This window comes from Kribbibacterium absianum (genome assembly GCF_030067705.1).
GTDB lineage: Bacteria > Actinomycetota > Coriobacteriia > Coriobacteriales > Atopobiaceae > Kribbibacterium > Kribbibacterium absianum.
Map to the genome: position 1 here is coordinate 137,482 of NZ_JASJEX010000003.1, position 25,658 is coordinate 163,139.

The following is a 25,658-nucleotide window of genomic DNA, read 5'->3' on the forward strand; positions in this document are numbered from 1 at the left end:
TGGGGGCCGCCACCCGCCTTTGTAAAGCCCCGGTAAGCTCCCGTCAGCCCTCCGTAAGCATCCCTCCAGCGCGCGTTCAGTGCGCCCGTGCGCTGCCATGCTCCATCACGACCGACCCCACCCGGGGGTCACGTGAAAGGAGCACCACTCCATGTCCACTGGCGTTTCTCGTCGCGCGTTCCTGTCCGGCGCCTCCGCGCTCGCCGTCGCCGCTGGTCTCGGCCTTGCCGGCTGCGGCTCCTCCAGCGACGCCGCGCAGGCCGCGACGACCGGCGCGATCCTCGCCGTCGGCTCCACGGCCATGCAGCCCCTGATGGAGGCCGCCGCCGAGGCCTACGGCTCCACCGAGCAGGGCGCGTCCGTCAGCATCTCCGTTCAGGGCGGCGGCTCGGGCCAGGGCCTCACGCAGGTCTCCGAAGGCACCGCGCAGATTGGCGACTCGGACGTGTTCGCCGAGGCGAAGATCACGGACGCCGACAAGCTCGCGGCCCTCGTCGACCACCAGGTCGCCATCTGTGGCATGGGCCCCGTGGCGCACCCGGACTGCGGTGTGGAGAACGTCTCCCTTGCCGACCTCAAGGCCGTCTTCATGGGCCAGGTCACCAATTGGTCCGAGCTGGGCGGCGCCGACCTTGCCATCACCGTGATTAACCGCGCCGCCGGCTCGGGCACCCGCGCCACCTTCGAGCAGGCCGTCCTTGGCGGTGACGAGGTCCCGAGCAGTTTCACCCCGCAGGAGCAGGACTCCTCCGGCACCGTCGCCAAGATGGTCAAGGCCACCCCGGGCGCGATCAGCTACCTGGCCTTCTCGTACTTCGCGGACGACATCCTCGCCCTCTCGATCGATGGCGTCGCGCCCACCCGCGAGACCGTCGAGCAGGGCGAGTGGCCCATCTGGGCGTACATGCACGCCTACACCCAGGAGAGCTGCGACCGGGCGGTCACCGACTTCATCGACTACCTGCTGTCCGATAACGTCCAGGGCTCGCTCGTGGAGTCCGTGGGCTTCATCCCCGTGGCCGACATGACCGTCGCGAAGGACGCCGACGGCACGATCCGGAGCCGCTAGCCATGGCGCCCGAGACGAGCGGCGCTGCCGCTGCCGAGTTCCCCGTGCTGCCGGTCGGCCTGACCGGCGCTGCCGACCGCACCGCTGAGCGTGCCGCCGCCGCGCCTGCCGAGACGCCCCTCGACCCGGCGGTTCTCTCGGCTCCCGAGAAGCGCCGCCTTGAGCGCCGCGGCAAGCTGCTGACCGGCGCCTGCGTGTTCGTGGTGATGGGCGCCGTGGCGGCGCTGATCGTCTCGGTCGCCTGGCAGGGCCTTGCCGCGTTCCTTGCGGACGGCGTGGACCCGGTCGCGTTCCTCACGGGGGCCGTGTGGGCGCCCCATGCGGGCGAGGCCGCTTACGGCGCGGCGCCGATGATCCTCGGCTCCCTCGCTGTCACGGCACTGAGCTGCGCCTTTGCGCTGCCGGTCTCGGTGGCGTGCGCGATCTACGCGGTCGAGGTGTCCCCGTCCTTTGGCTCCCGCGTCTTCCGCCCGGTGATGGAGCTCCTCGCCGGCGTGCCCTCCGTGGTGTTCGGCCTGCTCGGCCTCACCGTTGTGATCCCGCTCGTGGCCGACGCCACCGGCACCACCGGCTACGGCATCCTCGCCGGCGCGGTCGTGCTCGCGTTCATGGTGTTCCCCACCATCACGTCGCTCACGATGGACACCCTCAAGGCCGTGCCGCAGAGCTACCGCGAGGCGGCGCTCGGCCTGGGACTCACCCGCTGGCAGGCCATCTGCGGCGCTGTGCTCCCGGCGGCTCTCCCGGGCATCCTGACCGCTCTCGTCATGGGTATGGCCCGTGCCTTTGGCGAGTCCTTGGCCGTGCAAATGGTGGTCGGCAACGCGGCGGCCGTCCCGAGCGGCCTTGTGGGGCCCGCCGCCACCTTGACCTCCGTGCTCACGATGGGCATGGCCAACGAGGCCCCGGGCACCCCGGCCGCGCACGCCCTCTGGGCGTTGGCGCTCGTGCTGCTCGTGATGTCCCTCGTGTTCGTCGGCATCGTCCACTGGATCGGGAAGCGTGCGGAGGACCGTCATGGCACTGCTTGAGGAATTCAACAAGGTCGCGGCGGTTCCCGGCGTGGCTCCGGAGGCACCCTTGCTGGCTGACAAGGGCATCGCGCGCGCCCGTCTGGCAAACGTCGTGGGCACCCGCGCGATGGGAGTCGTCTGCGTCACCGCGACCGCCGTGATTGCCCTGCTTGTGGGGGCGCTCGTGGTCCAGGGATCCGAGAAGGCCCTCGACTGGGGCTTCCTCACCGGGGCGCCGCAGCAGTTCCTGGAGGGGGGCGGCATCGGGCCCGAGCTCTTCAACTCCTTCTACCTGCTCGTGATCACGATGCTCATCTCGGTGCCGTTGGCGCTCGGCGCCGCCGTGTTCCTGACCCAGTACGCGCCGCAGGGGCGTGTGGCGAGCGCGGCCAAGACCGCCATCGAGACGCTCTCCTCGCTGCCCTCGGTGGTCGTCGGCCTCTTTGGCATGACGGTCTTCGTGATCGGCGCCGGGTGGGGCTTCTCCATCCTCTCGGGCGCGTGCGCGCTCACGCTGTTCAACCTGCCGATCCTCGTGCGCACCATCCAGCAGGCGCTCGAGTCCGTGCCGCGCAGCCAGCGCGACGCCGCCCTGGCGCTCGGCCTCACCCGGTGGGAGGCCACCTGGCGCGTGCTTCTGCCGAGCGCGACGCCGGCCATCGTGACCGGCGTGATCCTCTCGGCCGGTCGTGTCTTCGGCGAGGCCGCGGCGCTCATCTACACGGCGGGACAGACCGCCCCGGTCCTGGACTTCTCGTGCCTCGACCTCTCCAGCCCCACCTGCCCGTGGAACGTCTTTCGGCCGGCCGAGACCCTCGCCGTGCACATCTGGAAGATCAACTCGGAGGGCGTGGTGCCGGACCTCGCCGCCGTCTCTGCTGGCACCGCCGCTGTGCTCCTCGCGAGCCTCTTGGTCTTCAACCTGCTGGCCCGCTTCGCCGGCAAGCTCCTCGAGAAACGGATGACCTCCTCATGAACGTGATGAACCGCAACCGCCGCCAGCTCACCGTGCTGGACCTGCTCGGCCGCTCAGGCGACACTCGCACGCGCACTCCGCGCGGTGCCCGGACGCACGAGTCAAAGCCAGATGTCCAGGATCGGACAAACGGCTCTGACCGAAGCGTCCAGGCGTGGACAAACGGCTCTGACCGAAGCGTCCACGTGCACACGCTCGCGACCAAGGATGTCTCCGTGCTCTACGGCGACCACCGGGCGCTCCAGGGTGCGAGCCTCGCCTTCGACGCCGGCACCGTCACGGCGCTCATCGGCCCCTCCGGCTGCGGCAAGTCCACCTACCTGCGCTCGCTCAACCTCATGAACCGCGAGGTCCCGGGCTGCACCGTGGAGGGATCGATCCTCTACCACGGCCAGGAGGTCAACGACGGGTCCGTCGACAGCTTCGCGCTGCGCCGCCACGTGGGCATGGTGTTCCAGCAGCCCAACCCGTTCCGCATGTCCATCTACGACAACGTGGCCTTCGCGCCCAAGCGCCACGGCGTCAAGGGCAAACAGGACCTCGACGAGCTGGTGGAGAAGAGCCTTCGCGACGCCGCCCTCTGGGACGAGGTCAAGGACAAGCTCGCCACGAGCGCCCTTGCCCTGTCCGGCGGCCAGCAACAGCGCCTGTGCATCGCCCGCGCGATGGCGCTGAGGCCGGACGTGCTGCTGATGGACGAGCCTTGCTCGGCCCTCGACCCCATCGCCACGCTCGCCATCGAGGACACCGTGCGCTCGCTCGCCGCGCAGGGCATCTGCGTCGCGATGGTGACCCACAACATGCAGCAGGCCGCGCGCGTGAGCGACAAGTGTGCGTTCTTCTACCTGGGAGAGCTGGTGGAGACGGCCCCCACCCAGGGCTTCTTCGACAACCCTCGGGACCCGCGCACCCAGGACTACCTGAGCGGACGGGTAGGATAGCGTGACGGCGGTCTCTCACCACGCAAAGGAGCTGGCCCGGGTGGTCTACTACGTCGAGGACGACAAGAACCTCCGCGACCTCACGGTCTACGCGCTGACGCAGGCCGGCATCGAGGCCGAGGGCTGTGAGGACGAGGCGGCGTTCAAGGCGGCGTGCGTCCGTCGTGCGCCGGACGCGGTGCTGCTCGACGTCATGCTGCCGGGCGCCGACGGCCTGGAGATCCTCGGGCGCATGCGCCAGGATCCCCGGCTACAGGACGCACCCGTGATGATGCTGACCGCGCGCGACACCGAGCTGGACACCGTGCGCGCGCTCGACGCCGGCGCGGACGACTACCTCACCAAGCCCTTCGGCATGATGGAGATGGTGAGCCGAGTGCGCGTGCTGCTCCGGCAGGCGGAGCGCCTGCGCGCCCGCGGCTCGCGGACGGTGCGGCCGTCCGCGCCGGTCTCGGCGGGGCCCGTGACCCTGTGGCCGGACCGCCGAGAGGCGACCCTCGACGGAGCCGAGCTGGACCTGACCCCCCGCGAGTTCGACCTGCTCCTGTACCTGATGCGCGAGCCAGGCCGTGCCGTGTCCCGGGACGAGCTGCTCCGCCGCGTGTGGGGCTGGGACTTCGACGGCGGCACGCGCACCGTGGACGTGCACGTGAACACGTTGCGCGCGAAGCTCGGCGACCGCGCCGGTCTCGTGGAGACGGTCCGCGGCGTCGGTTATCGACTGCGGGGCTAGCGATGGGTGCGGCGAGGCCTTCTGGCACAGCGGATCGGGCGGGTCTTTCCCTCCAGCAGCCCCAATCACTGGCCCGGCGCGTGTTCAAGCTGCTGGCCTACGTGTCGGTGGCCGTCGCGGTGGTGATGGCCCTGGGGGCGGTGCTCGTGTACCAGGCCACCGTGGTGAGCGACGCCAGGCGCGAGATGCAACGGCAGGCCGCCGCGATCGCCGACGTGGTCGGCGCAGAGCAGGACCCGGTGGACGCCGTGGCGCGCATCTCGATGGACGGGCTGCGGGTCACGCTGATCTCGGCCGACGGCACGGTGCTGTACGACTCTCAAGAGGACGCGGGGTCGCTGCCCAATCATGGCGACCGACCCGAGGTCCACGACGCGCTGGCCGCTGACGACGGCACCGGCTGGGCCGAGCGCGAGAGCGAGACGCTCGGCTACGTGAGCCTGTACGCGGCCCAGCGGCTTGCGAACGGGGACGTGCTGCGTCTCTCCGAGGAGCGCGCCGGTCTCGTGAGCGTGCTGATGGGCGACCTGCTCTGGATCGGGCTCATCGTGGTCGTGCTCGTCGCGGTGTCCGCAGCAGTGAGCCATCGGCTGGCGCGGCGGCTCGTGGCTCCCGTGCTCGCCATCGATCCCGCCCACAAGGCCCGGGCGCCGTACGTGGAGCTGGGGCCCTTGGTCGACCGCCTGAACGAGCAGCACGCCGAGCTCAAGCGCCAGAACGAGCAGCTCCGCGAGGCCGACTCCATGCGCGCGCACTTCATGGCCAACGTGACGCACGAGCTTAAGACCCCGATCGCGAGCATCCAGGGCGCCGCCGAGCTCATCGCGAGCGGCATCTGCCGGCCGGAGGACATAGGTGGTTTCGCCGAGAGGATCTATGGCGACGCGCGACGGCTGAGCGCGCTCGTGAGCGACATCCTCTTGCTCTCGAAGCTCGAGGCGGGGGAGCGGGCCCGGGACGCGACCAAGGTGTTCGGCGCCCGCGAGCCGGTGGACCTGCTTGCGGTGGCGCGAGACGTCGCGATGTCGCTCGAGCCCCTGGCCGAGCGGCACGGCGTGCAGATCCGCGTGGCGGGCATCGCGGCCGTGGTCGACGGCTACCCGCGCCAGCTGGACGAGATCTGCCGGAACCTCGTGTCCAACGCGATCCGGTACGGCGGGACGCCGGTGACGGTGCGCGTGCTCGAGAGGGACGGCCACGCGCAGCTCACCGTGACCGACCGCGGGCCGGGCGTCCCGGCCGACGAGCAGGAGAAGGTCTTCGAGCGCTTCTACCGGGTGGACAAGAGCCGCAGCCGAGAAGGCGGCGGCACGGGCCTCGGGCTCGCCATCGTGAAACACGCGGCAGCGCTCAACGGCGGCACGGTGTCGCTGGAGAGCGAGCCGGGGCGCTGCTCGTTCACGGTGACGTTCTAGGGCGACCGGAGCCGTCGACGGCCCGTGCTCGGCCGGATGCTCAGGCTGCCTGCACGCCCTTGCGGCGCTTCGCCCACACCAGGACGGCCGCCGTCAGCGCCGTGGCCGCGACGCCGGTCCAGAACGCGATGGCCGGGAGCGCGGCCTTGCCGAGCGCGTCCACCAGAATGCCGCCTCCGTAGGCGCCGAGCGCCAGTCCCAGGTCGCCCAGGAAGTACAGCTCGCTGTTCGCGACGCCCCAATGCTCCTTGGACACCGCCTTGGCGGTCAGGGTTTTGAGCAGCGGGCTGCTCGTGCCGATCGTGATGCCGTAGAACGCGCCGGCCACGCCGAGCGCCCACACCGTGGGGCAGAACATGAGCGGCAGGAAGCCCACCGCGCCGACGCCCACCATGGGCACCAGCAGCCACGGTCGGGCGTTGTTGTACAGCTTGCCGCCGAGGAGGCGCCCCAACAGCGTGAAGACGCCGGCGATCACAAAGAAGTACGCGCCCGTGCCGAGCCCCAGGTGCTTGGCATAGATGAGCACGAACGTGATGCAGATGCCCTTGGGGCAGCGGCGCGCGAACTCGATGAGCGCGTAGGGGAAGGCCCCCGGCAGCCAGAAGGAGCGCAGCCAGCGCTGGAAGGCGTTCTCGCCGTGGCCCGATGCCTCGGCGGCCTTCTCGGCGGCGCGGCGCTTCGCGATCTCCTGCCGGTGGTAGTCCCGCTGTGCCTGCATGCGGCGCGAGCGGGCGGCGAGCACCGCGGCCACCATGCCGACGGCCATCAAGGCAACGTAGAACCAGAAGAACCCCTGGTAGCCCACCATGGTCAAGAGCACCGTCGCGAGCAGCGCCCCGAGCATGGTGGCGAGCGACGAGCCGGCGCCCTTGAGGCCGACGGTCTGGCCGATCTTCTTCTTGGGGGAGAGGCCGAGGCAGATCACCGTGATCGCGTTGGTGGCGATCGAGAAGCCGACGCCCTGGAGCACGCGGCACACGAGCACCACGGCGTACTCAGGCCAGAGCGCCGGGATGAGCGCCCCGAGCAGCAAGAGCCCCAGGCCGCCGAGTAGCACCTGCACGTGGTCGTGGTCATCGGAGAGCTGTCCCGCGAAGAGGCGCGTGACGGTGCTCGCGATGGTGTAGACCGCCACGAACGTGCCGCCGACGGTCGCTGCCATGCCGAGGTCGTCGTAGTGGAGCGGGATGCCCGCGTCCATGCCCTTGTAGTAGAGGCCGTTGAAGAACGTGATGGCGATCATCACGACGAACGGCGCCGTGACGAGCTCCGGGCGCGGTGGTTTGACGATGGGCGCGGGCTTCGCGGACACCGGCTTTGGGGACGGTTTCTCGGCCATGGGAGCCTCGAATCGGTTGTGTTCGATCGTGTCCCTCGGAAGGTGCCCGCTCTCGCGCTCCACATGCACCGGGACGTTTGGCTCGGGCACGTGCGTCCCCAACGGCGTGGAGGGGGGGGTGCATGGGCGGGGTTTGTGGTTGCGGGCAAACGTTTCCCCGCAAAAGGTTGCGGAGAAACGGTTCCCCGCAAGCCGGTGCGGCGACAAAACCGCAGGAGACGGTCGGCATCGGGCGCTGAGCGCCGTCATTTCCCCGCAACCGCCACCCGAGTTTTGCGGGCAAACGTTTCCGCACAAGGCTGCTCGCCGGCAAAGCGTCGCAAGACGTCCTACAGCGTGTAGCGCTTGCCCACCCAACGAGAGCCGCCCACGGTCACGCCCGCCGGCTGCATGAGCGTGCGCCCTTTGCGGGGTTTCGGACGATGCCAGCGCCACTTGCACCACAGCGCCCTGAGCGACGTGAAGAGGGAGACGACCGACCGGGTCTGACGAGCGGGAAAACCGTATCCGCGGCCCACGACGCCTCCCACATCCCAAAGGCTGGCTCCAGCAAGCACATGACCAGAAGAGCCCGGGAGGAGGCGCGTTCAAGGTGTGATGCTCCCGGTCAACTCGTATGTCAGTGTAGGCGATTCATAAGGATTTTCTAGCAGCAATCTGAATTATGGGGTCAGCGGCTCGAAGACGGATCGAACCGGGCCTGTGTCATCGTTTGAACCGCAGGTGCATCTCCCCGGCTTCTCGACTGGTTGGGCATCCTGGCGGGTAGGTTCCCACGGAAGGCGAGCCGTCGCCTGAACCCACGAGGACCGTTCTAAGGAGCCCGTTTATGTGCACCTGTGTCACCTTTACCGACGCCAGCGGCAATCTCTACGCTGGCCGCAATCTGGACTGGGGCTGCGGCTTCGGCGAGTCGCCGGTGATCACCGGTGCCGGCTATGAGTGGAAGGCGCTCCACACCGGCGAGCAGAAGACCAAGACCGCCGTCATCGGCATGGGCATCTTCCCGGAGGGCGCTCCGTGCCCGCTCTACTTTGACTGCGCCAACGAGGACGGCCTCTATGTCGCCGGCCTGTCCTTCGCCGCCGGGTTCTGCGATTTCACCGAGGCGCAGGAGGGCAAGACCAACGTCACGAGCTACGAGCTTCCCCTCTGGTTCGTGAGCCAGTTCTCCACGGTCGACGAGGCCGCCGAGGCCGCGAAGAACCTCAACGTCACCGGCGAGTCCGCGCTTCCCGGCATGGACCCGTCGCCGCTCCACTGGATCATCGCCGACAAGGAGCGCGCCATCGTCATCGAGCAGACCTCCGAGGGCTGCAGGGTCTATGAGAACGGGCTGCGCGTGCTGACCAACCAGCCGGACTTCCCGTTCCACGTGAACCTGCAGCGCAACTACATCCACCTGGACACCGCGTGGACGGAGCCCGAGACCCTCGGCACCACCCAGCTCACGGCCCTTGGCACCGGCCCCTCGATGATGGGCCTTCCCGGCGACCAGTCCTCGATCAGCCGCTTCATCCGCGCCGCGATCCTCAACAACCTCTATCCGGTGCAGGACACCGACGCCGAGAACGTGAACCGCCTGTTCAAGGAGCTGGGCTCCGTGGCGATGTTCAAGGGCCTCTGCAAGATGGAGGACGGCAGCTACGAGTACACCGTGTACACCGGCGGCTACTCCACGGTGTCCAAGACGTACACTTACAACACCTATGACGACATGAACACCAAGTCCGTGTGCCTCGATGACTACCAGGGGCTCCAGGGCGTGAAGGTCGTCGCCGCGTAGGCGGGCCCGACGCTCACGAGAAACGCGTGGCACCTCTTGGGGGGCCACGCGTTTTTTTGTTGGGCGCTGCGGCGGTTGTGCGCTCGCGCGTTCGTGTTTGCCAGCCAAGGCCGGTTAAGCCCTAGCCAAGCAGTGCCTCAACGGCGGCGTACTGCTCGTCCGTGAGCTGCACCGCCGGCTCGGCGATCCGTGTGCAGATGGGCAGGCCTTTGGCCTTCACACCGCCCTTGACGGCAGAAATGAAGAGGTCGGCCTGGTCGTAGAGCTCCATGAGCTTGGAGACCCGCGCGGCGCAGGCCACGGCCTCGTCCATGTCGCCCGCCTGATAGGCTCGGTGCATGGCCACCAAGGTCTCGGGCTCCACGTTGGTGAGGCCGCAGAGCACGCCGTTGCCCCCGGCGATGCGGTTGGGCAGGTAATACTCGTCAAAGCCGGACAGCACCGAGAAGCCCGGGTTCATGGGTCGAACTGCGGCGATCACCTTGCGCGTGTGGCTGATGGTGTCCACCGTGTCCTTGATGCCCTTGACCTGCGGCACGGTGGCCACGATGCGGCTCACGAGCTCCGGCGAGAGGTCGTTGCCGGTGCGGGCCGGGAAGTTGTACAGGATGATCGGCAGCGAGCAGCTGGCCGCAATGGCTTGGTAGTAGGCGATGGCCGCGTCGTCCGAAGGGCCAAAGTAGTAGGGGCACACCGCCACGACGGCCGCGGCGCCGGCGCGCTCGGCCGCCTCGCACAGCGTGATCGTCTCGTCCATGGACGTGGAGCCCACGCCCACCAGCAGCTGGCAGCGCCCGGCGAGGTGCGTGCCGGCGAACTGGATGGCCTTCATCTTCTCGAAGAGCGTGAACGAGTAGAACTCGCCGATGGAGCCGAACACGAGCACCCCGTCCACCCCGGCCTCCACCAGGTGGTCCAAGTGGCGCCCCCAGAGGTCGAAGTCCATCTGGCCGTGCTCGTCGGTCACCGTGATGCTCGGGCAGTAGATGCCCTCGAAGAGTGGGGACTCGGTGGTCTCCGTCATTAACCGATCACCTCCGGATTGATGTTGTAGCAGTGCATGGCGTTCTCGCGCCAGAAGCCGGCATCGTCGCCAAAGGCGTCGTGCAGCGCGGCGATGTGCTCGGGCAGCGAGCCGTACAGGTCGATGACCGGCCAGTTGCTCGCATACATCAGGCGGTCCGCCGCAAAGGTCTCGCGGGCGAACGAGACGATCGCGTCCACGAAGGCGCGGTCGGCCGTGGGGTAGCCAGAGACCTTGAGGTAGACGTTGGGGCACGCGGCCAGGCGCTCCATGGCGGCACGGTACCCGGCGCTCTCAAGGCCTGCGAGGTCCACGCAGTTGCCCATGTGGTTCACCACCACGGTGGCGCCGGGGACCGTCTCGCAGGCAGTGGCGAGGTCTGCCAGCTCCTCCATGCGCACGCATGCCTCGAAGGGCAGGCCGTGGTCGGCCATGGCGGCGAGGCCGGCAAGGAACTCCGGCTGCAGGCAGCGACCCTGGGGCTGGCTGTCGATGTGCAGGGGCTCGCGGATGCCCGTGGCGAAGACCGGCACGCGCATGGTGGGGGAGACGTGCACGCGCATCATCGTTGCGAGCACCTTGGGGTCGGAGATGCAGATGGCGTAGGTGAGCTCGTCCTCCTGGACCGGGTCGTCGCCGTCCACCTCCACGTACACGCCGCCGAGGAAGTCGACGCCCGGCAGCGCCGCGTAGGCGCCCTCGAGGTCCGACAGCCGATAGGTGCGGGTGATGGACCCGTCCGTCCCCGCGAGCCAGGGAAGGTTCTGCACGTCCAGGTCCCAGAGGTGGAAGTGCGTGTCGATGAGCTTGAGGTTCTCCATGGAAGGTCCTCTCTCGGAAACGCGGCCGCCGCTCGGGGCGGCCGCGACATGGCTACTGCTGCAGGCCGATCTTGCAGCCCTTCAGGGCGTACCAGGCCACGTAGAGGAAGCCCGGCACCGTCACGAGCATGGCCACCTGCAGACCGGCGGCGTCGGCGATGGCCGACAGCACGAGCGGGATGACGGCCGCTCCCACGATGGACATGATGAGCGCGGAGGAGCCGGTCTTGACGGCCGTGCCCTTGAAGCCCTTGAGCGTCAGCGTGAACACGGTGGGGTAGCCGATGGAGATGAAGAGGTACGCGACCATGAAGCAGATCACGGACACGGGGCCGAGCCCGAGGAACACGACGAACATGAGCGCGGCGGAGAGGAGCATGTACACGCCGAGGATCTTTCCGCCGGGGATCTTGGCCATGAGCGGCGTGGTCGCGAAGCGGCCGACGGTGAACAGCAGCGACAGCACGGAGAGGAGCGTCGCGGCCATGCCGGCGGTCATGCCGTCCCACTGCTGCAGGGCATAGCTGGAGAAGAGCGCCATGCCGGCCACCTGCAGGCCGATGAAGATGAACTCGGCGAGCACGCCGAGCGCGAAGTACGGCCGTTTGACCATCTGGCCGAACGTGACCTTCTCGGTCTGGCCGGACTCCTCCTCGACGTCACCGGGAGGTGTCGGGAGCTTGATGAACACGAACACGGCGAGGACCACGGCGAGCACGATGCCGATGACGATGTAGATGGTGCCCATGTTGGTGAGGAACGCCGTCTTGGCCTGCTCGAAGCCCGGCTGACCAGGGGCGACCGTGGTGGTGAGGATCTGGGCCAGGATCAAGGGCCCGACGATGTTGCCGACGCCGTTGAAGGACTGGGCGAGGTTGAGGCGCATCTCCTCGTGCTTCTCGTCGCCGAGCTTCGTGATGTAGGGGTTGCAGTTGGTCTCGAGGGTCGAGGCGCCGGCCGCGATCACGAACATGGCCACGAGGAAGAGCGCGAAGCTTGCGACGTTGGTGGCCGGGACCGTGATGAACGAGCCCACCACGAACAGCAGGAGGCCCATGATGACGCCGCCCTTGTAGCCGAAGTGCTTGGCCACGAGCGAGGCCGGGATGGCCATCACGAAGTAGGCGCCGTAGTAGGCCACCTGGAGGAGCGCCGTTTGGACGCCGTCCAGCTGCAGGTAGTTGCCCATGGGGCTGTTGAGGGCGTTCACGAGGTTCATCGTGAGGCCCCAGACAAAGAAGAGCGAGGTCACGAGCACGATGGCGACAGTTGCTTTGGCGCCGCGCGATGTGCTCCGAGTGTCGGTTCTAGTTGCCATGCCGGCTCCGTTTCTCGGGTGGGGGAGCCGCCCGCCGGGCTTGGGTCCCGACGGGCGGCAGGGGCAAAGGGCTAGCTCAGGGCGCGGTCCAGGTTCACATAGCCGCCGTCGACCGTGACCCACTGGGCGGTGGTGTGGCTGGAGACCGGCGAGATGAGGAACGCGGCGGTGTCGGCGATCTCGGAGACCTCGGTCATGCGGTGGCCCAGGGGGATCTTGTCGGTGATGAGGGCGAGGCGCTCCTGCTGTGCCGCCTCGTCGCCGAAGGTCTTGATCCAATCGGCGTAGAGCGGCGTCCACGCCTCGGCCACGACGATGGCGTTCACGCGCACGTTGTCGCCCACCAGCGCGGCTGCCCACTCGCGGGTGAGGCCGAGAATGGCGCCCTTCGCGGCGGCGTAGGCGCTCGTCTTGCCCTGGCCGGTCAACGCCACCTTGCTCGCGATGTTGACAATGGCGCCCTGGGACTGTTTGAGGTAGGGCACCGCTTCGTGCACGAGCTCGAAGTAGTGGGTCAGGTTGCCGTGCAGGGACTCCTCGAACTGCTGCCAGGTGGTGGTCTCGAGGTCGAGGTTGTCGTTGCGGCCGGCGTTGTTCACGACGCCGTCGATGTGGCCGTAGGTGGCCACGACGTCCTCCACCATCGGCTTGATGGCGTCGGTGTCGTTGAGGTCGATGGCATAGATGGAATAGGTGTCCGTGATCGCCGCGAGCTCCTCCTCGAAGGCCGCCTGCGCGCTGTTGGGACGGTTCACGACCACGGGGATGGCGCCCTCTTGGGCGAGGCGCAGCACGATGCCCTTGCCGATGCCTTTGAAGCCGCCCGTGACGATGATGACCTTGCCGTCGAGTTTGAGATCCATGGTGCCTTCTTTCTATCTGGGGTGTCTGTGCTGGCCGTTTTTCGGCGCAACCGTCCCGCCGAGGGGCGCTGGGGCCTCCCGACCGTGATGCCTAACGTGGGGCGCTGAGGGTCGTTACATGTAGTTGCAGATGTGCGGCAGCGCGGTCTCCGTGTAGCCGAGCGCCTCGGCGCGGCTCTTCCGGCCGTTGCAACAGGCGATGAGCTCGTCGATGAGGGCGTCCCGGAGCTCTGCCATCGAGCGAGGGCCGTAGATGGTCTCGCTCGCGTCGAAGTCGATGTTGTCGGCCATGGTCGTGGCTGTGCGCGGGTTCGCAGTGATGCGGAACACCGGACCGATGGCGTTGCCGGTGGGCGTGCCGAGGCCGGTGGAGAAGACCACGAGCTGGCAGCCGCCGGCAAAGAGACCGGCCACGGAGCTGGGATCGTTGCCCGGCGTGTCCATGATCACGAGGCCCTCGCCGGCCGCAAGCTGCCCCGCGTAGGGGTACACGGCGTTGATGGGCGCGTGGCCACCCTTGTGGATGCAGCCCAGGGACTTCTCCTCGAGCGTCGTGAGGCCGCCGGCGATGTTGCCGGGGCTCGGGTTGCCCTGGCGCATCTCCTGGCCGAAAAGGTGAACGTACTCCTCGTAGTCGCGGACGATCTTGAGGATTTGCTCGGCCACCTCGGGCGTCGCCGCACGATTCGCGAGCAGCTGCTCGCCGCCAAAGAACTCGCTCGTCTCGCAGAGGACCGAAGTGCCGCCCTGCTGGACCAGCCAGTCGGACACCTCGCCGATGAGCGGATTGGAGCCGAGGCCGCTCGTGGTGTCCGAGCCCCCGCAATTGGTGCCGAGCACCAAATCCGAGACGGGCACTGGCACGCGCTGCTGGCTGCCGATGAGGTCCACGAGCTCGCGGGCGATGCGGGTGCCGTCCTCGACGGCGCGGATGGAGCCGCCGACCTCTTGGATCACGAGCGTGCGGAGGGGCTTGTCGGTGCGCTCGCGGATCGCGTCCACCACGAGGTCGTTTTGGCAGCCCTCGCAGCCGAGGGACACACAGAGGACGGCGCCGATGTTGGGGTTCGCGGCAAACCCGGCGAGCGCGGCCATCGTGACGTCTTGGTCGATGGGCACCTGGGAGCAGCCGTTCTGGTTGTGGAAGCTGACGCACCCCTCGACGGCGTTGGCGATGCGCTCGGTGGTGTCCGAGGCGCAGATGCTCGTGGGAAGCACGAGCACGTGGTTGCGGATGCCGGCCGGCCCGGTGGCGCGAGGATAGCCGAGGAAGGTGCGGGTGTCGTTAGCCACGGTCTGCCTCCTGTTTCTGGGCGTCGCTGCTCGCCGCGTTGTGGACGTGGACCCACGCGCCCCGGGCAATGGGCTCGGTGGCCGTGGCGATGTAGGCGCCATACTTGACGACGGCCTCGCCCTCGGCCATCGGGCGCCGCGCGAACTTGTGGAAGAGCGGGACGTCCGTGGTGATCGAGATCTGTTCGGTGGTGCCGTCGGGGAGCGTGGCGCAGGCCATATCGCCGGCGCGCAGCTCCTGGATGGACACAGCCACCGTGTCGGCTGGGTCGATGATGACGGCGTTTCTGGGCGTGCTCATGAGGCCTCCTGGCGCTCTCGTGGGCTTCATGTGTGTTCGTAATTACGAACACAATTCGGAATAACGAACTACCGAAGATGATGACGAACCAGAGGGATCCCGTGGCCGCTCGTGGGCGAACGGTACGATAATGGCGGTCGATGGGTAATCGGAAAGGTTTCTGAAATGGTTTCTGAAACGATACTGAAGCATGGGGACCTACCGACCGCCCACAAGGCGACGCTGCGCGTGCTGACGGTGATCGAGCTTTTGACCACCGAGGACGACGGCCTTACGATGGCGCAGATCGGCGGACGGCTTGGGATTCCCAAGGGCACGCTCTCGCCGATCCTCCATACGATGCGCGACACGGGCTTTTTGCGGTTTGACGTCGGCACTGGGCGCTACAGGATCGGAATGCGGGCCTATCTGGCAGGACGCACCTACGAGCGCACGAGCGACGACCTCGCGCGCATCGAGGCCGTGATGCGAGGCGTGGTGGACTCTTGCGGTGAGACCTGTCAGCTGGGGGTGCTCGATGGGTCGCAGGCGCTCTATGTGGCGAAAGTGGACTCGCCGGCCTCGGTGCAGCTGGTGACGGACGTCGGGCGCTTGATGCCGCTGCACTGCACCGCCGTGGGAAAGGCGCTGCTCTCTGACAAGACGTCCGAAGAACTGGACCGGATCCTTCCGCGGGAGTTCGAGGCGCACACCCCGATGACCACGCGGACGCGCGCGGAGCTGGACGCGCAGCTGGAGCGCGTGCGAGAGCTGGGCTTTGCCGAGGACCCCGGCGAGGTGCTCCCAGATGTGGAGTGCATTGCGGTGCCGATCTCACGAGACGGGCACGTGGCATACGGTATGAGCGTTTCGACGCCGAGTTACCGGATGAGCGTTGAGAAGCGCGGACGCATCCTGGAAGCGCTTCGCGCCGCGCAGAAGGAGCTGACAGACACGCTCTAGAATCCGGCGGGGCGCTCCGGCGCGCCCGCCCTGGAGAGTGTCCCCGTTGTCGCGACCCTCGGGGCGGCGCCCCGCCTGTTCACTTCGCGTGCGGCGTCCCGTGCTGGATGCCCCCAGGCCGGTGCCCCATGGGGTGCGGTTTGTGCACCGCCCCCGTACAAACGGCGGTTTTGCATGGAATGGCGCCCAACGCGGATGAAAAAGGTGGGGGTCTATGCCGGCGGACGGCGCCGTATGTATCAACGCATCAAACGTTTGTCGGATAGCGTCGTAACGCACCCCCAAAGCGCTCGAACGCGCGCATGTTGCGTCGGTTCGAGCGCTTTGGGGGTGCAGCACTTCGTAGGTGATTCAAAAACTATTATACATATGCAGCAGGGGCCTCTGTGTCGAGCGGCAACCACATCAGAATGAGGTCGTGGTCGCGGCCGTCGCGCGTGTGGAAGCCGCGCGGGACGCGCCCGTGCTCGCGGAAGCCGACCTTTTGGTACAGCGCGCGGGCCCGCTCGTTCTCGGCCACCACTTCAAGCTCCAGCTGCCGGTAGCCGACCTGGCGGGCGCACTCGAGCGCTGCCTCCGCGAGCGCCCGCCCAAGGCCGTTGTCCCAGGCGCGCCGTCCGATGCTGATGCCGAACTCCGCTCGGTGCCGCTCCTTGTCGGCGGTGTCCACCGGCCAGATGCCCGAGTGGCCGAGTATCGCGCCGTCGACCACGGCCACGAGCTCGACGGCGCGCGGGTCCGTTGCGCGGCCGTCGAGCCACTCGGCCTCCTGCTGCACGTCGAGCTTCATCTCGTCCGGGTAGCTGCGGAGGAACTCGGTCTCGGCCAGCTCCACGAGCAGCTCCTCCCGCATCTGGGCCGCGTCGTCGGCCGTGCCGGTTCGGATGGTGCACGGTGTGCCGTCCTTGAGAATGACGTCGGTGCGGTAGTCCATGGGGTTGCTCCAAACGGGTGCGAAAGCGGGACAACGGTGCCGGAGCCCATTGTCCCATCGAAGGGCCCGATCTGTTGCGCCGGCTATGCCAATGCGGTTCGCACCTTCGGGGGCAGTGCGCTCTCGGCCACCTCTTCCCAGCTCACGACGCCGCGGACGGGCTGTACCTCCAGCTTGAGATAGGCGCCGTTGCTCAACTGCTTGGCTGCGCCGAAGTGCACCGTGGTTCGCAGGCCGTCGGCGTTCGCAGCGGGCAGCTCGTATTGATACGGTTCGCTGCCCGAGAAGTCCACGACGCCGTCGCGCCCGTGCTTCTCGGTCATCGCCCGGCTGTCCACGCGCACGTACCACGTGCCAGAGATGAGCGCGCCGCTGCGCCAGCCCCAGAGGGCGAGCGCGGCCGCTCCCGCCACGATGACGGCAACGATGACGGCTTTGGTTCCTTTTTTCATGGAGGCCTCCTCGGTCGTGGGTGTGACCCCATGGTCGGGGAGGCTCTTCTTGGCAGCCGATATCGTCCCTTACGGGGGACGCACAGAACCGTAAGCATCATTCAGGCAACGGGGTCCCGCGCGTCGTCCTTACGCGAGGTACAGCTCCCGCAGCCGGGCCCGCTTGTCCGGGCCGAAGTCCAGCGCCTGGTCCAGGTAGGCGTCCACCGAGCCCCATCCCTCCTTGATGGCGCTCAGCTCCGTGTCCAGGTAGCGCGGGTACGCGAACAGCGCGGCGCCGGCTTGGTCGGCGGCCTTGTCCATGAGCGGCACGTGCTCGAGCAATTTGGCCAGCTCGTCCATCATGTCGTCCGCGAAGAGGTTCGTGGCCAAGTAGTCGCGCCGGATGTTCTCCTCCGACACGCCGAGCGCGTGCTCCACGAGCATGGCGCCCGTGCCCGTGCGATCCTTGCCCTGGGTGCAGTGCCAGAGCGTGGCGCCGGTCTCGCGCTCCAGGAGGCCGTTGAGGAACTCCGTGTATGCCGTGATGCCCTCGCGGCTCGTCACGAACGTGCGGTACACGGTCTCCATCATCGAGAACGCATCGATGCCGGGGCGGGGCTGGGGCGGTTCGGCCGTGTCGCGATGCTCGGGGAGGACCGGCAGGAAACGGTACGTGACGAACGGCAGCTCGCCCACCTTGTCGAGGGCCCGGTCCACTTCGCCGGACATGCGGAAGTCAACCACCTCGACGAGCGCATGCTCGTCGAGCAGAGCGTTGGCGTCCTCGGGTGTCATAGCGTGCAGGGACGCGGAGCGCAGCAGGCGCCCCGGCCTGATGTGCTTGCCATCGGCGGCCGGCATGCCGCCGAGGTCGCGGCAGTTGTGCACGCTCTTGAGCGGCACGTGGCCGAAGTCCTTGAAGCCGGGGACGGCCTCGGGCAGCTGGGGTCTCACGGTGATGCCGGTCTTCTTGTCCGCGGTCTCCACAAGGGTCCTTCCTTCCGGGCGGGGGTGCACACCGTCGGTTCGTACCCCGAGCGTGGACGCTTGCGTCAAAGCCAATTGTCCACGCTGTCGCCGGCTGGAGCGTGGACAAATGGCTCTCTCCGAAGCGTCCAACCGTGGACAAATGGCTCTCTCCGAAGCGTCCGCGTCAGCGCAGGCTCTCCAGGCCCAGCAGCGCCGCCCCCAGGGCTCCGCACAGCTGCGAGTCCTCGTGCGTGGCCACGTCGGCGCCGAGCGCCTCGCCGAGCGCCGTCACCACGCCCTCGTTGTTCGCGACGCCGCCGGTCATCAGGTAGGGCCCGGTCGCCTTCACGCGCTTGGCCAGGCTCTTGATCTTCGACGCCACGGAGTTGTCGAGGCCGTGGATGATGTCGGCCACCGGCGTGTCGTCGGCCACGAGCGAGACCACCTCGCTCTCCGCGAACACCGTGCACATGGAGCTGATCTTCACGTCCTTCTTCCACTGGAGCCCGGCCGCGCAGAACTGGTCGAGCGGCATCTCCAGCGTGCGGGCCATCATCTCGAGGAACCGCCCGGTGCCGGCCGCGCACTTGTCGTTCATCACGAAGTTCGCCACGTTGCCGGCGTCGTCCAGCACGATCACCTTGGAGTCCTGGCCGCCGATGTCGATGATCGTCCGCACCTCGGGTGCCAGCTCGTGGGCGCCACGGGCATGGCACGTGATCTCGGTGATGCTCGTGTCCATGTCGGGGATCCCCTCGCGCCCGTAGCCGGTGGCCACGGCCAGCGTGATGTCCTCGCGCTCGAGCCCCGCGTCCCCGAGCACCGTGTCGATCGCCTTCCGGGCGCTCTCCGTGGCCTTGGAGCCGGTGGGGACGATCGCGCTCGCGACCCTCTGCCCGTCGGCGTCGAGGATCACCGCGTCCGTCGACGTGGACCCGGAGTCCACGCCCAGCACGTACACGGCCTTCTCGACGTCCGTCTCGGCCTCGTTGTCGGCGCGTTTGCCGCGCTTGAAAAGGTGCGTCTCCACGTTCCCTGCCAATGTCTCGTCAAAAGCCTTCAACCGGGTGCGCAGCTGCCCTGCGCTCTGGGCGGTCCCGTCGGTCTCCACCTTGAGCACCGGCACCGGCGACTCCGCCGCCAGCTGCAGGTACTCGAACCCGTAGTAGTCGCAGAACTTCATCGTGTGGTACACGATGCCCGTCTGGCCCGGCGTGCCCACCTGGGTCTCGCGCGCCCGGACGTCCGCCATGCGGAGGCACGGCATCTGGTGGAGCAGCGCCGGCGCGTACCAGTCCAAGAAGCGCTCCCGCGCCGACGTCTCGGGCGCGGAGGCGTCGCACTCCAGGTGGCACGCCCTCTGGGGCGCGCGTCCCAGGTCCGGCGGGGGAGAGGCCACAAAGCGTCCGCCCGTGCAGGTGAGGTTCTCCACCGGCACCTCGAAGGCCTCTTCTGTGGCTGTGAGCAGCGACTTCGGGCCATGGGCGCCGAGCAGCGTCACGCGCTCGTCGGACCGCGGCACCTTCGGCGAGAAGGCCGCGATGGCGCGTCCCACATCGAACGCCTCGCCCGAGAACGCGGCCCATGCGTCCGCGAGCCGCTCGAGCTCCTCTCGGAAGCGCGCGTCCTCCGCAGGGCCCAGGAGGTGCGGCAGGTCCACGAGCCACAGGAAGTCGAGGCACCCCTGCGCGGCCAGCACGTCGTACGCGCGGCGCATCACGTCGCAGCAGCTGGTCAGCACGAGGCAGCGCACCTCGGGCTTGAGCGCGTAGGCGATGAGCGACTTGCCGTAGCCGCAGAGGTTGGGGTGCGCGAGCCGGTCCGCGTCCTCAAAGGACTCCGCCTCGAAGTCCACCGGCACCAGGGTCGCGCCGAAGCCGCGGAGCAGCTCCACCGGCACGTACTTGCAGGGGTAGTGGATCACGGTGCGCTGCTGGCGCGCCTGCACCTCGGCGTTGGTGGGGCCTGCCGAGAAGTCGTAGGTGTGCACGTCGCGGGAGCGGGACGGGGCGACCGCCGCCTTCGTGCGCCGTGGCGCGGGGGTGCGGGGCTCCTCCATCTAGGCGACCTCCTCGTCGTTGTCGGGCTTCTCGGCGCGCTCCGCCTCGAGCATCTCGAGAAACGCCTCGAGCCGCGTGGCGGCCTGGCCGTCCGGGAAGTTCGCGCGGTTGCAGCCGTCCCCGTCGAGCACGAGCACCGGCCGGCCCTCCGCTTCGAGCGTCTGCCGGATGATCTGCGACGCGCCCATCGTCTCCTTGCAGCCCCAGTGGCAGAAGACCACGCACCCGTCGGCGTCGCAGCGCTCGGCCACGCGGCGCAGCTGCTCGGCGCGGCGCTCGGCGCCGCCGTTGTAGGCGTTCTTGATCAGGCGCTCGGCCATGGCCAGGTAGGGCTCGTCGGGTTCGTGGGCCCACGGCTCGAAGGAGACCTGGTCGAAGCACATGTCGCTCGCGACGATCTGCTGCGAGGTGTTGGAGTCGAGGACCCGCTGGAGCGGCGACGAGAAGAACGGCGCCGTCGCGGACCACAGGAGGTTGAGACCGTCATAGCCGTCGGCCTCGCGGTAGTCGCGGAGCATGAGCTTGGACAGGTGCTCCACGTCCTCGGTGCCGAGCAGCGCGTGGAAGGCGAGGGCGTGCTGCATCTCGAGGCCCATGCCGTTCTTGATGAACCGGGTCGGGCGCAGCGGCAGCGTGCGCACGAGGTTCTTGAGGGTGCGCTGGGAGCGGGCCACGTGCTCGACGAGCAGGTCCGGGTCCAGCGCGCGCCCGTAGGCCTCCTGCAGCTGTGTGCCGAGCGCCTCCAGCTGGCCGGCCACGTAGGAGCAGCTCTCCTCCGAGTACTCGGGCGGCACGTCGACATAAACGTGAGGGCAGCCGAACCTCCGGGCCAACAGCTTGAACGAGATGTTGTTGGCGTCGCAGGCCACCGAGCAGTTCGCGATGAAGCGCACCGGCTCGATGACGCCCGCGAACGCGCCGCCGAGCAGCACCTTGTGGAAGGAGCAGTAGGTCTCGGGCACGCCGTTCTGCTCGGCCGCCTGCACAAAGGAGGGCTCCGCGTGGGCGCCGGTGACGAAGTTCGCCAGGGCCTCGGCCATAAGCGGGTAGAGCCCCATGGCCTGGAACAGCTCGTTGGGCAGGAAGATCGAGGTGAGGACCACGTCGTCGGGGTGCTCGAGGGCGTCGGTCACGGACTCGAGGGCCAGGCGCGATGCGAGCCGGGCGCTCGGCAGGGTCTTGCGGTCCGGCAGCACGACGGTCTGGGCACGCTTCACCTGGAACGCCTTGAGCAGCCAGAACGCGGTGATGTCCGGGCGCTCCTCCATCACGTTGTCGATCGCCTCGGCCCAGGTGTCGAGGATCTTGATGCCGAGCTTCTCGTCGTCGCACTTGACGGTGCGGGCCACGAGCCCTCCTTTCGCGGCGGTTCCTACAGCAGCTCCTGCACCGTGAGCCCGGCGTTGGACGCGGCCACGATGTCGGCGCCTCCCACCACGCACACGGCGCCGGCGGCCGGCACGTCCGCGAGGGACGGCGCGAGCGCGCGCACGGAGTCCACCGTGGCGGCGAGCACCTGCGCGCGGATCGTCTGGCGCCAGCCGGCGGGACGGCCGGCCAGGCGCAGCGTGTCCTGGCGCCGCATCAGCGCGCGGGGCTTCACGGGCGCGTCGAGGGCGGCCACCGTCGAGACGATGTAGCCCTCGAGGTCCTCGTCCGTGGGCGTCCAGGCCTCCAGCCACTGGCCGGCCCTGGCATAGCGCTCGAGCGTCGGGTCCACCGCGGGGTCACGGTAGGAGTAGTACGTGAGCAGCGGCGCGGACGAGCAGGAGAACCCGGCCCCGTACGCTCCGCCGAGCACGCGCACCTCATTCCAGAGGTACCCATAACCGAGGGCCTTCGCGGCGACGAGCCACGATCCGTCGTAGACCGTCGGGTGGGTCAGGAGCTGGCCTGCGGCGCCCTCGGCCACATAGCACACCTGCGACGGCACGGTGAAGGCCTCCTTGACCGGCCGGGGCGTCGGCACCTCCAGCTGGTCCTTGGTGGCATGGCCGTCCCGCTCGAGGCCGAGGTCGCCGGCCACCTGCCAGTACCGCTCGACGTCGCCCGGCGCGCCCGCGAAGCTCATCTCCACGTCGTCACCCTTGAAGATGCGCCCGCACAGGTTGCGGAGCAGCTCGCAGGTGCCGGTGGCGCGACGGTCCCAGCGGTCGAGCAGCTTCACAAGGAAGCGGTAGTAGTCGATGCCCGACGTCTGCTGCGAGAGCAGCGCGGTCTTCGAGAAGCCCGCGCAGCAGCGGCTCATCGCAAGCGTGTGGCCGGCGTTGACGAAGCTCTGCTCGAGCGCCACGCGCTGTTGGGTGAGGATGGCCTTGATGCGGTCCGTGTCGCCGAAGAGCGTCTCGCGGCAGACCTCGGCCGGCAGCGTCGCGAGCATGTCGACCTTCTCGGACAGCGACGCCGCCGCCACCACGAGCTTGGGCTTCACGGTGTTGAGCGGGTCGTCGGCGTCGTTATAGGTCTCGATGAAGGTGGAGAAGGAGCCAAGGTTGGCCTCGATCAGGGTGTCCAGCTCGGCGGCCGTGTGCCGGTGGGTGTCCAGCTTGCCGAGGAGGGTCACGAGCACCGAGACGTACGGCAGCTCCGCCCAGCCCACGCGCCGGAGGTCGAAGTACAGGTAGCAGTAGTCGATCCGGTGTGTGTCGATGTCATAGACGGTGCATGGGTACGGGGCGTCCACGGTGCGGCTCGTCGGCTCAGAGGGGCCGTCGTCGATGTCCGCGACCGTGAGGTGGGGCAGCCTCGCCACGTCCTCGGGCCTGTCCGGCGCGGCCTGCTCGGCCTTGAGGGCGGCCTGCTCGGCCATGATGGCCGTGAGCTGCTCGTCGGTGAGGGCCTCCTTGACCTTCGCGAGGTCGGCGGCCTCTTGCGCGGTCCCGGTGCCCTCGACCGGCTCCAGCGTCACGAGGGCGTGGTGGTCGTTGTGCACGACCATCCTGTCGAGGAGCTTCTCGAAGACGCCAAGGCCCATGGAGTCGGACAGGTCGCGGAAGTCGTCCTCGTACTTGAGGTAGAGCGTGGGCGCGTCGTCCGAGTAGAGCCAGCCGTTCATCGCCATCATCGCGTAGGCCACGCCGTCCGGGTAGCCCATGTCGTTCTCGCGCAGGTTGAACTCCGCCTGGGCGAGCGAGGCCTCGAGGCGGTCGACCGGCAGCCCGTCGGCCACGAGCTCCGCGCACGTGGCCTCGATGACCTGCTGGAACCGTTCGCCGACGCCGGGCTGGGCGCCCCGCACCTCGAAGAGCACGAAGGGCTGCGCCAGCCCATCCATGAGGTAGGCCGAGACGTCGTCGCCGAGGCCCGCGTCGAGCAGGGCGCGTTTGAGCGGGGCCTCGTTGGAGCCCATGAGCGCGTCGAGCAGGATGTCCGCGGCGAGCACCTGCTCGCGGTCGGCCCAGGTGCCGAAGACGTAGCCGATGCCGACGCACGCGTTCTCGGGCGCGGTGGCGAGCTGCACGGTGGCGGGCTCGGGGCGCACCGGCGCCTGCAGGTCGAGGACGTTCGGGGCGCCGGCGTTGCGGTCGGTCTCGTTCGAGAACCGCTCGTTGAGGAACGCCGTCTCGCGACGGATGTCGAGGTCGCCGTAGAGCACGGACTTGGAGTTGGCCAGGTTGTAGTGGCGCGCGTGGGTGTCGCAGTAGCCCTCGTAGGTGAGGGTGGGGATCGCGCTCGGGTTGCCGCCGGACTCAAAGGCGTAGGCGGTGTCCGGGAAGAGCCGGCGCTTCACGTGCATGAAGAGCACGTCCTCGGGGTCCGAGAGGGCGCCCTTCATCTCGTTGAGGACGACGCCGTTCGTGGTGAGCGGGGCCTCGGCGGACTCGAGCTCGTAGTGCCAGCCCTCCTGCTCGAAGATGCGCTCGCGGTGGTAGAGGGCCGGGTGCAGCACGGCGTCCAGATAGACGTCCATCAGGTTCTCGAGGTCCTGGACGTTGGTCGAGGCCACGGGGTACATGGTCTTGTCCGGGAACGTGAGGGCGTTGAGGAACGTCTGCATGCTGGTCTTGAGCAGGTTGACGAAGGGCTCCTTGACCGGGTACTTGTCCGAGCCGTCGAGCACCGAGTGCTCGAGGATGTGGAAGACGCCCGTGTCGTCCGCCGGCGGGGTCTTGAAGCTGATCGCGTAGGCGCGGTTGTCGTCGGCGTTGGCGAGCCACAGCAGCTGCGCCCCGGTCGCGGGGTGGTCGAGCACGTAGGCCCATCCCTCCACCTCGGGGAGGGGTTCGGCCGAGACCACCGTGAAGCCGTTGAGCTGGTCGCCAGGGGTGAGGAGGTTCGAGAAATCCGCCATGGATGAGCCCTTCTCGCGGTTCGTTTGTCGCTAAAGCATGGTAGCGAACTAGGAGAGAAGCAGCTTTTAAGGGGTGCCGTGGGACACATGAGACAGTGCAAAGAGACGAGATCGTCTCACCCGACATCGTCTCACCGGCGCTGATCAGCCCGTTATCACGACCATGATCAGAATCGCGACGAAGCCGACGACCTCGGCCGGCGAGAACGCGACGCCGAGCCACACCACCGACGCCACGCAGGCCGTGACCGGCTCGATTGTGCCGAGCAGGTTCGCCCGGTAGGCGCCGAGGATGCGCAGGCCGGCGTAGAACAGCCCGAACGCCGCCGCGGACCCGCAGATGATCGTGAACGCGAAGAGCCCCCAGCCGCTGGCGTCAAAGGCCGGCCACTGGGTCCAGGGCTGCAGCACGAGGCCCATCGCGATGCCGATCATGAGCATCTCGACGCCCATCACCGGCACGGAGCCCTTCTCGGCCAGCACGCGACGGTTGCCCACCCCGGCGACGGCCGCGCCCGTCGCGCAGACCAGCCCCCAGGCCAGCCCCTCGGGGCTCATGTGCAGGCTCGACAGGTCGCCGTGCGTGGCGATGAGCACGACGCCCACCAGCGCCAGCACGAGGCCGATCCACTCCTTGCCCCGAGGCAGGCGCCTCGCGCGCAGGCACACCCAGAACAGGATGATCGGGATGTTGAGCGACTGGAGGATCGTGGCGGTGCCGGAGTCCGTCGCGTGGATGCAGGAGAGGTACGCGATGGAGTTGAGCATGAGGCCGCAGAACGTGGTGACGAGCATCTGGGCCACGATGCGCCTGCCGCGGAAGACGTTGCGCACGCTGCCCCGTTGCTGGAACTCGGCGAGCAGGCAGAGCAGGATGCCCGCGAAGAACATGCGCACGCAGACGAGCCATAGGGGCTGGATGCCGAACGTGTCCATGAGCACGCCCGAGCAGGTGCCGGAGAGGCCCCAGAACGCGCCACCGATGAGCGTGTACGCCACGCCGCGCCGCACGAGCGACCTCTCTTGCGCCGGCGAGGCGCCCGGCTCCCGCAGGGGCTCGCCGGGGTCTGCGATGGGTTGCTCGGTCGTTTGCTCTTGGGACACGGTTCCTCCAACAAAAACGGGACGCCCCG

The 25,658-nt window shown here is 68.4% G+C and carries 23 protein-coding genes; 8 read left to right on the forward strand and 15 right to left on the reverse strand.

The window, feature by feature from the left end; all coding sequences use genetic code 11:
- Positions 1-151 precede the first annotated feature (151 nt).
- From QJ043_RS06365 to QJ043_RS06390, 6 genes are all read left to right on the forward strand, one after another.
- Complete coding sequence (locus tag QJ043_RS06365; protein WP_283712822.1) at positions 152-1,069, forward strand: phosphate ABC transporter substrate-binding protein PstS family protein; 918 nt, start codon at positions 152-154, stop codon at positions 1,067-1,069.
- 2 nt (positions 1,070-1,071) lie between these two features.
- Positions 1,072-2,100, forward strand: a complete 1,029-nt coding sequence (pstC, locus tag QJ043_RS06370) for a phosphate ABC transporter permease subunit PstC (protein WP_283712823.1) — start codon at positions 1,072-1,074, stop codon at positions 2,098-2,100.
- Complete coding sequence (gene pstA / locus QJ043_RS06375; protein ID WP_283712824.1) at positions 2,087-3,058, forward strand: phosphate ABC transporter permease PstA; 972 nt, start codon at positions 2,087-2,089, stop codon at positions 3,056-3,058. The genes pstC and pstA overlap by 14 nt, the downstream gene beginning before the upstream one ends.
- Before the next feature lie 185 nt (positions 3,059-3,243).
- Positions 3,244-3,999, forward strand: coding sequence for a phosphate ABC transporter ATP-binding protein PstB (gene pstB / locus QJ043_RS06380; RefSeq protein ID WP_283712825.1), 756 nt, complete (start codon positions 3,244-3,246; stop codon positions 3,997-3,999).
- Positions 4,000-4,039: 40 nt separating this feature from the next.
- The gene (locus QJ043_RS06385; protein ID WP_283712826.1) at positions 4,040-4,732 is read left to right on the forward strand and encodes a response regulator transcription factor; all 693 of its coding nucleotides are present in this window, start codon (positions 4,040-4,042) and stop codon (positions 4,730-4,732) included.
- Between the two features lie 80 nt (positions 4,733-4,812).
- Positions 4,813-6,147, forward strand: coding sequence for a sensor histidine kinase (locus QJ043_RS06390; RefSeq protein WP_283722775.1), 1,335 nt, complete (start codon positions 4,813-4,815; stop codon positions 6,145-6,147).
- 40 nt (positions 6,148-6,187) lie between these two features.
- Here QJ043_RS06390 and QJ043_RS06395 read toward each other — a convergent pair whose 3' ends face one another.
- Complete coding sequence (locus QJ043_RS06395) at positions 6,188-7,489, reverse strand: MFS transporter (RefSeq protein ID WP_283712828.1); 1,302 nt, start codon at positions 7,487-7,489, stop codon at positions 6,188-6,190.
- Positions 7,490-7,818: 329 nt separating this feature from the next.
- Complete coding sequence (locus QJ043_RS06400) at positions 7,819-8,007, reverse strand: hypothetical protein (protein WP_283712829.1); 189 nt, start codon at positions 8,005-8,007, stop codon at positions 7,819-7,821.
- Between the two features lie 311 nt (positions 8,008-8,318).
- On the opposite strand from QJ043_RS06400, the gene QJ043_RS06405 reads away from it, so the two are divergent.
- The gene (locus QJ043_RS06405; protein WP_283712830.1) at positions 8,319-9,275 is read left to right on the forward strand and encodes a linear amide C-N hydrolase; all 957 of its coding nucleotides are present in this window, start codon (positions 8,319-8,321) and stop codon (positions 9,273-9,275) included.
- 121 nt (positions 9,276-9,396) lie between these two features.
- Here QJ043_RS06405 and QJ043_RS06410 read toward each other — a convergent pair whose 3' ends face one another.
- From QJ043_RS06410 to QJ043_RS06435, 6 genes are all read right to left on the reverse strand, one after another.
- Positions 9,397-10,299: a dihydrodipicolinate synthase family protein gene (locus QJ043_RS06410; protein ID WP_283712831.1), complete on the reverse strand. Its 903-nt coding sequence runs from the start codon at positions 10,297-10,299 to the stop codon at positions 9,397-9,399.
- Positions 10,299-11,120 (reverse strand): amidohydrolase family protein, encoded by an 822-nt coding sequence (locus tag QJ043_RS06415; protein ID WP_283712832.1) that lies wholly within the window; start codon positions 11,118-11,120, stop codon positions 10,299-10,301. The genes QJ043_RS06410 and QJ043_RS06415 overlap by 1 nt, the downstream gene beginning before the upstream one ends.
- Positions 11,121-11,172: 52 nt before the next feature.
- Positions 11,173-12,438 (reverse strand): MFS transporter, encoded by a 1,266-nt coding sequence (locus tag QJ043_RS06420; RefSeq protein WP_283712833.1) that lies wholly within the window; start codon positions 12,436-12,438, stop codon positions 11,173-11,175.
- Between the two features lie 71 nt (positions 12,439-12,509).
- On the reverse strand, positions 12,510-13,301 hold the full coding sequence (locus QJ043_RS06425) for an SDR family oxidoreductase (RefSeq protein ID WP_283712834.1): 792 nt from the start codon (positions 13,299-13,301) through the stop codon (positions 12,510-12,512).
- Between the two features lie 114 nt (positions 13,302-13,415).
- A complete protein-coding gene (locus tag QJ043_RS06430) occupies positions 13,416-14,594 on the reverse strand; it encodes a UxaA family hydrolase (RefSeq protein ID WP_283712835.1) in 1,179 nt (392 codons plus the stop codon).
- Positions 14,587-14,895: a UxaA family hydrolase gene (locus tag QJ043_RS06435; RefSeq protein ID WP_283712836.1), complete on the reverse strand. Its 309-nt coding sequence runs from the start codon at positions 14,893-14,895 to the stop codon at positions 14,587-14,589. Before QJ043_RS06435 ends, QJ043_RS06430 begins: the two co-directional genes overlap by 8 nt.
- 165 nt (positions 14,896-15,060) lie before the next feature.
- Between QJ043_RS06435 and QJ043_RS06440 the strand changes: the two genes are divergently transcribed.
- Positions 15,061-15,837, forward strand: a complete 777-nt coding sequence (locus QJ043_RS06440; protein ID WP_283712837.1) for an IclR family transcriptional regulator — start codon at positions 15,061-15,063, stop codon at positions 15,835-15,837.
- Between the two features lie 361 nt (positions 15,838-16,198).
- Here QJ043_RS06440 and QJ043_RS06445 read toward each other — a convergent pair whose 3' ends face one another.
- The 7 genes from QJ043_RS06445 to QJ043_RS06475 all read right to left on the reverse strand — a co-directional run bounded on the left by QJ043_RS06445 (position 16,199) and on the right by QJ043_RS06475 (position 25,629).
- The gene (locus tag QJ043_RS06445) at positions 16,199-16,771 is read right to left on the reverse strand and encodes a GNAT family N-acetyltransferase (RefSeq protein WP_283712838.1); all 573 of its coding nucleotides are present in this window, start codon (positions 16,769-16,771) and stop codon (positions 16,199-16,201) included.
- Positions 16,772-16,854: 83 nt separating this feature from the next.
- Positions 16,855-17,223, reverse strand: coding sequence for a YxeA family protein (locus QJ043_RS06450; RefSeq protein ID WP_283712839.1), 369 nt, complete (start codon positions 17,221-17,223; stop codon positions 16,855-16,857).
- A gap of 129 nt (positions 17,224-17,352) precedes the next feature.
- Positions 17,353-18,192, reverse strand: a complete 840-nt coding sequence (locus tag QJ043_RS06455) for a tyrosine-protein phosphatase (RefSeq protein WP_283712840.1) — start codon at positions 18,190-18,192, stop codon at positions 17,353-17,355.
- A 166-nt stretch (positions 18,193-18,358) separates the two neighbouring features.
- The gene (locus QJ043_RS06460) at positions 18,359-20,233 is read right to left on the reverse strand and encodes an acyl-CoA dehydratase activase (protein ID WP_283712841.1); all 1,875 of its coding nucleotides are present in this window, start codon (positions 20,231-20,233) and stop codon (positions 18,359-18,361) included.
- Positions 20,234-21,583 (reverse strand): 2-hydroxyacyl-CoA dehydratase subunit D, encoded by a 1,350-nt coding sequence (locus tag QJ043_RS06465; protein WP_283712842.1) that lies wholly within the window; start codon positions 21,581-21,583, stop codon positions 20,234-20,236.
- Between the two features lie 23 nt (positions 21,584-21,606).
- Positions 21,607-24,525 (reverse strand): insulinase family protein, encoded by a 2,919-nt coding sequence (locus tag QJ043_RS06470; RefSeq protein ID WP_283712843.1) that lies wholly within the window; start codon positions 24,523-24,525, stop codon positions 21,607-21,609.
- Between the two features lie 144 nt (positions 24,526-24,669).
- A complete protein-coding gene (locus QJ043_RS06475; RefSeq protein WP_283712844.1) occupies positions 24,670-25,629 on the reverse strand; it encodes a DMT family transporter in 960 nt (319 codons plus the stop codon).
- Positions 25,630-25,658: the final 29 nt, after the last annotated feature.